This window comes from Chryseobacterium sp. (genome assembly GCF_022712095.1).
Classification (GTDB): Bacteria; Bacteroidota; Bacteroidia; order Flavobacteriales; family Weeksellaceae; genus Chryseobacterium.
Genome location: NZ_JALAHD010000177.1, coordinates 1 through 7,114 on the forward strand (window position 1 = coordinate 1; position 7,114 = coordinate 7,114).

Sequence of the window (7,114 nt, forward strand, 5' to 3'; positions counted from 1 at the left end):
CATTTAAGCTAATATCATGAAATATACCGAAACCCAATTAGAAAAATCATTCATTCACCTTCTAAAAGAAGAAGGTTATGAGTATGTAGATGGTAAAAAAGTATTTCGGGTCTTTAATCAAGAAGTATTGATTAGAGAAGATCTAAGTGACTTTCTGATGCAGCAATATCCTGATCTAGAAGCTATAGAACTGGAAACCATTATTAATGAACTGGCCTATCAACCTGCATCCAGTCTATATGATAGTAATAAGCACATTGGTAAACTTTTAGCAGATGGATGGATTTTCAAAAGAAATAATCCTGCTAAAAAAGATTTGCATATTCGTTATATTGATATTGATGAAAACAATCTTTTAAAAACCAACCGTTTTAAAATTGTCAATCAATTAGAGATTCAAGGTAGGGAACTTCGTATTCCAGATTTGATTCTTTATATCAATGGTATTCCTGTTGTTGTTTTTGAGTTTAAAACAACAATTGAAGAAGAGATTACAATACATGATGCTTACAAACAATTGAGTATACGGTACCGGAGAGATATTCCGGAACTGATGAAATATAATGCATTTTGTATCATCAGTGATGGTGTAAATAATAAAGCCGGTTCTTTGTTTGCTCCTTATGATTTCTTCTATGGTTGGCATAAAATTACTGGAGAAGAAAAGAAAGCTTTAACAGGGATTCATACTGTAACGTCTATCGTTCATGGAATGCTTAATAAACAAAGGCTTTGTAATATTTTGCATCATTTTATTCTGTTTCCCGATACTTCTAAAAAAGAAGAAAAAATACTTTGCCGTTATCCTCAATATTATGCGGCAAACAAACTTTTTGGCAGCATATTAAAACATCGTAAACCTGAAGGTGATGGTAAAGGTGGAACCTATTTTGGAGCTACAGGATGTGGTAAAAGTTTTACCATGCTATTCTTGTCCAGATTACTGATGCGTTCGACAAAATTTTCGAGTCCAACGATCATTATTATTTCAGATCGTACCGATCTTGATGATCAACTTTCCCGAGATTTCACCAACGCCAAAGACTTCATTGGAGATGAAAATATTATCAATATAGAATCCAGAGAAGATCTGAGAGAAAGATTGAGAGGGAGAGAAAGTGGAGGTGTTTTTCTGACAACAGTTCAAAAGTTTGCAGAAGATGATGAAATTTTGTCTGACAGAAATAATATTATTTGTATATCAGATAAAGCCCATCGTTCACAGGTCAATCTTGATCTGAAAATTCGTATTGATGAAGAAAAAGGAGTTAAGAAATCTTACGGTTTTGCAAAATACCTGCATGATTCTTTACCTAATGCAACATATGTGGGATTCACTGGAACACCTATTGATAAAACACTTGACGTTTTTGGTGAAATAGTAGATTCTTACACAATGTTAGAATCTGTTGCAGATGAAATTACAGTAAGGCTGGTGTATGAAGGTCGTGCTGCCAGAGTGAATCTTGATCATTCTAAAGTAGTCGAGATTGAAAAATATTATGACAATGCAGTTGCTGAAGGAGCTTCCGAATATCATGTTGAAGCCAGTCAAAAAGCTATTGCTAAAATGGAATCTGTATTAGGAGACCCTGACCGTATCAAAGCCATTGCACAAGATTTTATACAGCACTATGAAAACCGTGTAGCAGAAAAAGCTACTGTTGCTGGCAAGGTCATGTTTGTATGTGCATCTCGTGAAATTGCCTATAAAATGTTTTTAGAAATTATTGCACTTCGTCCGGAATGGAATGAAATTAAAATTGCAGATCATCTTACCGAAAAAGAACAGAGAGAAATAAAGCCTATTGAACGTATCAAAATGGTTATGACCAGAAACAAAGATGATCATGAATCACTTTGGAACCTTCTGGGAACAAAAGATGACCGCAAGGAGCTGGATCGCCAATTTAAACAAATCCATTCCAATTTTAAGATAGCTATTGTGGTAGACATGTGGCTGACGGGATTTGATGTTCCTTTTCTTGATACAATCTATATTGATAAACCACTGCAAACCCATAATTTGATACAAACTATTTCCCGTGTAAACAGAAAGTTTGAAGGAAAAGAAAAAGGTTTGGTAGTAGATTATATAGGAATTAAAAAGAACCTGAATCATGCTTTGGGATTATTCAATAATCAAACCGCTACTGATGATTTTGAGGATCTGGATAAAGCCGTGATTATTGTAAAAGATCAGCTTGAGTTATTACGACAGTTTTTCTACCAGTTTGATACCACAGATTATTTTACAGGTTCACCTGTAGAACAGTTACAATGTTTAAACAGAGCATCAGAACTGGTTTTACAGACGGAGAAATCTGAACAATTTTTTGTTGAAGTGACCAAAAAATTAAAAGCAGCATATAATCTGACCTGTGGTTCTGAAATATTCAACAGTAACCAAATAGATGAAATACACTTCTATTTTGCTATAAAATCTATAGTAGTGAAATTAACCAAGGGTGAGGCACCAGACACTGCACAAATGAATGCTAAAGTGAGCAAAATGGTAGAAGATGCCATCATCTCAGAAGGGGTGGAAGAAATTTTTAAATTGGATGATAACAAGGCAAATGCTATTGATCTGTTCAACGATAAATTTTTGGAAAAAATTAATAATCTTGAATTACCGAATACCAAAATTAAAATTTTAGAGCGCCTTTTAAAACAGACTATTTCCGATTTTAAAAAAGTCAATAAAGTAAAAGGGATGGAATTTTCTGAGCGACTACAAAGTATAGTCAACCGTTATAACGAAAGAAGTGAGCTTGATATATTAGATTATGATGGCATACAGACTGATACATCAGAACAGATCCTTGATCTGATACTGAAGCTTCGTACTGAAATGACGTCTTATCAGGATTTAGGAATCGACTATGAAGAAAAAGCTTTTTATGATATTCTGGATTCCATTTGTAAACAATATGGGTTTGAATATGACAAAACTAAGATGCTGGAATTGGCACAGGAAATAAAAAAGATTGTAGATAATACAACACAATATCCAGATTGGAGCGATAGGGAAGATATCAAAGCAAAACTGAAAATGGATATTATTGTAAAACTTCATCAATATGGATATCCACCAATTACGCAGGATGAGGTGTATAAAAATGTACTGGAACAAGCAGAACATTATAAGAAGAATAACTAAAACTTTAGAAATAAGTATCTTTAAAAAAATTATATTCCTGAACATAAAAAATTATTCATTCATAAAAAACCAAATGGCAACACTCTTCAAAGACGTTAAATACAACTTAAATTCATTAATTCAGAACATAGATCTGGGAACAATAGGTCTTCCGGATATTCAAAGGCCTTTTGTATGGAAAGATACTAAAGTAAGGGATCTTTTCGATAGTTTATATAAAGGTTATCCCGTAGGTTACTTTTTATTTTGGGAAAATGCTAATATTGATGGGGTCAAAGGGATTGGAACGGATACAAAACAAAAATTTGCAAATCTTCTTATTGTTGATGGACAGCAACGTTTGACTTCCCTGTACGCTGTTTTAAAAGGACAAGAGGTAATTCGTGAAAATTATGATAAAGCAAAAATTATTATTGCGTTTAATCCTTTGGAAAATAAATTTGAAGTACCGGATGCAGCGATAAGAAAAAATCCACGGTATTATCAGAATATTTCCGACTTGTGGCAGCCGAATATCAATATTTTTAAAGTCATAATGGAATTTGTTTCCAATCTGAAAAATCATATTGAAGTTTCTGACGAATTAGAAGCTAAGATTCAGGAAGCTTTTATGCGGTTGAAAAATTTAGAAAACTATCCCTTCTCAGTGTTGGAACTATCACAGGAAATTAATGAAGAACAGGTAGCAGATGTTTTTGTAAGAATCAATTCTGAAGGGAAAACCTTAAATCAAGCAGACTTTATTCTTACCCTCATGAGTGTGTTTTGGGATGAGGGACGGACTGATTTGGAGAATTTTTGCAGAGATGCAAGAAAGCCAACAAAAATTGATGCTACGCCATTTAACTATCTTATTGTTCCTAAACCTGAACAAATGCTGAGAACCGCGGTAGGATTGGCCTTTAGAAGAGCAAGATTGCAATACATTTACAGTATATTGAGAGGAAAAGATCTGGATACAGGTTTGTTTAGTGAAGAAAGAAGAGAGCAACAATTTGAAAAACTGAAAACTGCACAAGCAGAAGCTTTGAATATTCAGCATTGGCATGAATTCATTAAAGCATTAAAACAAGCCGGATATAATAATGAAAGTTTCATTTCTTCCAATAATAATATTTTATATTCTTATGTTTTCTTTCTAATGGGAAGAGTGGATTATAAAGTTGAACTATATGAATTAAAGCGGTTAATTGCAAAATGGTTCTTTATGTGTTCTATAACAGGTCGGTATACAGGTTCACCCGAAACTGCAATGGAGATGGATTTAGCGAAGTTCAGGACAATCAATAATGCAGATGATTTTGTAAAGGAATTAAATACTATTATTGACTCTCAGTTAACTTCTGATTTCTGGAATGTAACCCTTCCCATGGATTTGGCAACATCCTCTTTTCGCTCACCTTCTTTATTTGCTTATTATGCATCATTGAATATTCTGAATGCTTTGGGCTTATTTTCTCAGCTACAGGTAAAAGAGTTATTGGAATCCGGATTAAGAGCTAATAAATCAGCATTAGAAAGACATCACTTATTCCCAAAAGCATGGCTGATGCGTAATGGGATTACTGAAAGTAGAGATTATAATCAGATAGCCAATTTTGCTTTAGTTGAATGGAGTGATAATATAGCGATTAGTGATAGAGAACCCAAAGTTTATTTACCCGTTTATGAACAGCGTTTTTCCAATGAGGATCTGGAAAAAATGAGATTTTGGCATGCTTTACCTGAAAATTGGGAGCAGATGAATTATGGGGACTTTTTATCTGAAAGACGAAAAATGATCGCAAAAGTAGTGAAAAAAGCTTTTGATAAACTATAATGATATTTTTATAATGGGCATAAAATACAATCCTTACCCACATTCTCCCTCCACGTCAATAAATTTTCGTTCTTTTGCAAAAACAGTTTAACCTTTAAATAAGTACATGTTGAAGTTCGATGAAATCCGTTTTTTCCATGATCATGAAGTAAATGATGCACTACAGGGGATCTCCCATGATCCTATGATGAGGACAATGATGAGTTTCACTTTTCCGGGTAAGAAAAGGCATGAATGGCGCGAACAGATTAAGAATATCCATACCATATGGGATTTCCAAAACGAATGTATTGCATATACCGTTCGTCAAATTATAGAAAACAGTTCGGAAGGATTAACGACTTCCGGATTTGAGCGGCTGGATAAAAATACGCCTTACCTATATATTTCGAGCCATAGGGATATTGTTCTGGATACTTCACTGCTTAATCTGGTGTTGTTGGAAAAAGATTTTATCATGACAGCTTCAGCAGTGGGTGATAACCTCATTGGAAATTCATTTTTAAATGTACTGGCTAAACTCAACAGAAATTTTTTGGTTCAAAGAGGATTACCACTGAGGGAACAACTGAAAAGTTCTCAGGTGATGTCCGAGTATATCGATGAGCTTTTACACTGCAGAAACCAGTCGGTGTGGATTGCCCAGCGTGAAGGCCGTACAAAGGACGGCAACGATGCTACCCAGCAAGGTGTTTTAAAAATGCTTGCCATGGCGGCAGGAGATGTACCGGTCATAGATTATTTTAAAAGCCTGAAGATTGTTCCCATATCCGTTTCCTACGAATATGATCCTACCGATTATATGAAGATCCCTCAGCTTCTGGCCATGCACAAAGGAGAAAAATATGAGAAAGCTAAAGATGAAGATTTCACAGCCATGCTTACCGGAATCATAGGGCAGAAGAAACATATACACATCCATGCCGGTAAAGTATTAGATACGGAACTGGATGTGATAGCATCAACCATTGATAATAAAAATAAACAGATGCAGGCTGTAGCACAGGTAATAGATGATTCAATTATCGGGAATTATAAGCTTTGGCCTACCAATTTTATTGCGTATGATTTACTTCATCATACAGATATTTTTAGCCAGGAATATACTAAAGAGGAGAAGCAGTTGTTTGAACGCAGACTTAGGATGCGCATTGATGAATCGGATGAGCTTTCAAAAAAATGTTTTCTGGATATGTATGCTAATCCTGTGATTAATAAAATGAAATTGGAAAAAGAGAGGGTAGAAGATTAATATTACCCCGCACACAAACAATAAGATATCACAAGGAGTAAGGAAGTTCGTACGTCAGGTCGAGTGTTTTTCGAAATGCAATGGAGAAAAATGTATCGAGACCTAGTTGATTTTATTTGTAATAGCCACGACTTTATCTGACAGTTAGGGGTTAAAAATAATTGTCAGTTATCCAATATTATCCTTACTTCCAAAAGTAAGGATTTTTTGTTCCTCTGCAAGAGTTTCCAATAATTTCTCTTTTGCAATAGGCTTACTATCCGAAAACGTCTGCATCGGTGTTTTACCGTAACAATGTTTTCCTGTATGCGTTCTTTCATTGTTGTAATACGATAGCCAGCTGTTTAAGTCTAATTGCAATTCTTCAATACTTCTGTAAATTTTCTTTCTGAAAGCTATGGCATAAAACTCATCCTGTATCGTCCTGTGAAAACGTTCGCAAATGCCATTGGTCTGAGGACTTTTAGCCTTAGTCTTTGTGTGATCAATATCTTCAATTGCCAAATAGAGCTGGTATTCATGCTGTTCTCTTATTCCACAGTATTCCGTTCCTCTGTCTGTTAAAATTCTGAGTAAACGAAGTTCCTGCTGCTCAAAGAAAGGGACTACCTGATCATTAAGCATGTCAGCAGCAATAAGAGCATTTTTACGGTCATATAGCTTTGCAAATGCTACTTTGGAATACGTATCAATAAAAGTTTGTTGATAAATATGTCCGACTCCTTTGATATTGCCTACGTAATAAGTGTCTTGAGCTCCTAAATATCCCGGATGATAAGTTTCAATTTCTCCATGAGCCTTTTTCTCTTCCTTAGCCCTTTCCAGTGCTGAAAGTTGGGATTCAGTAAGGACTAGACCATCTTGAGCAGATTTGGCTTCC

General features: G+C 34.9%; 4 protein-coding genes. 3 read left to right on the forward strand and 1 reads right to left on the reverse strand.

The window, feature by feature from the left end; translation table 11 throughout:
* Window positions 1–16 precede the first annotated feature (16 nt).
* The 3 genes from Q0A18_RS09215 to Q0A18_RS09225 all read left to right on the forward strand — a co-directional run bounded on the left by Q0A18_RS09215 (window position 17) and on the right by Q0A18_RS09225 (window position 6,234).
* A complete protein-coding gene (locus Q0A18_RS09215) occupies window positions 17–3,163 on the forward strand; it encodes an HsdR family type I site-specific deoxyribonuclease (protein ID WP_292009861.1) in 3,147 nt (1,048 codons plus the stop codon).
* Between the two features lie 73 nt (window positions 3,164–3,236).
* A complete protein-coding gene (locus Q0A18_RS09220) occupies window positions 3,237–4,982 on the forward strand; it encodes a DUF262 domain-containing protein (protein WP_292009862.1) in 1,746 nt (581 codons plus the stop codon).
* Window positions 4,983–5,088: 106 nt separating this feature from the next.
* Window positions 5,089–6,234: a 1-acyl-sn-glycerol-3-phosphate acyltransferase gene (locus Q0A18_RS09225; protein ID WP_292009863.1), complete on the forward strand. Its 1,146-nt coding sequence runs from the start codon at window positions 5,089–5,091 to the stop codon at window positions 6,232–6,234.
* Between the two features lie 168 nt (window positions 6,235–6,402).
* On the opposite strand, the gene Q0A18_RS09230 is transcribed toward Q0A18_RS09225, so the two are convergent.
* On the reverse strand, window positions 6,403–7,114 hold a 712-nt coding region (locus Q0A18_RS09230; RefSeq protein ID WP_292009864.1), incomplete at its 5' end, for an integrase core domain-containing protein.

What these genes read in the sequence shown, in the direction of transcription:
- Q0A18_RS09225 (WP_292009863.1), top strand. Translation starts at nt 5,089, where the DNA reads ATGTTGAAGTTCGATGAAATCCGTTTTTTCCATGATCATGAAGTAAAT.
- Q0A18_RS09215 (WP_292009861.1), top strand. Translation starts at nt 17, where the DNA reads ATGAAATATACCGAAACCCAATTAGAAAAATCATTCATTCACCTTCTA.
- Q0A18_RS09220 (WP_292009862.1), top strand. Translation starts at nt 3,237, where the DNA reads ATGGCAACACTCTTCAAAGACGTTAAATACAACTTAAATTCATTAATT.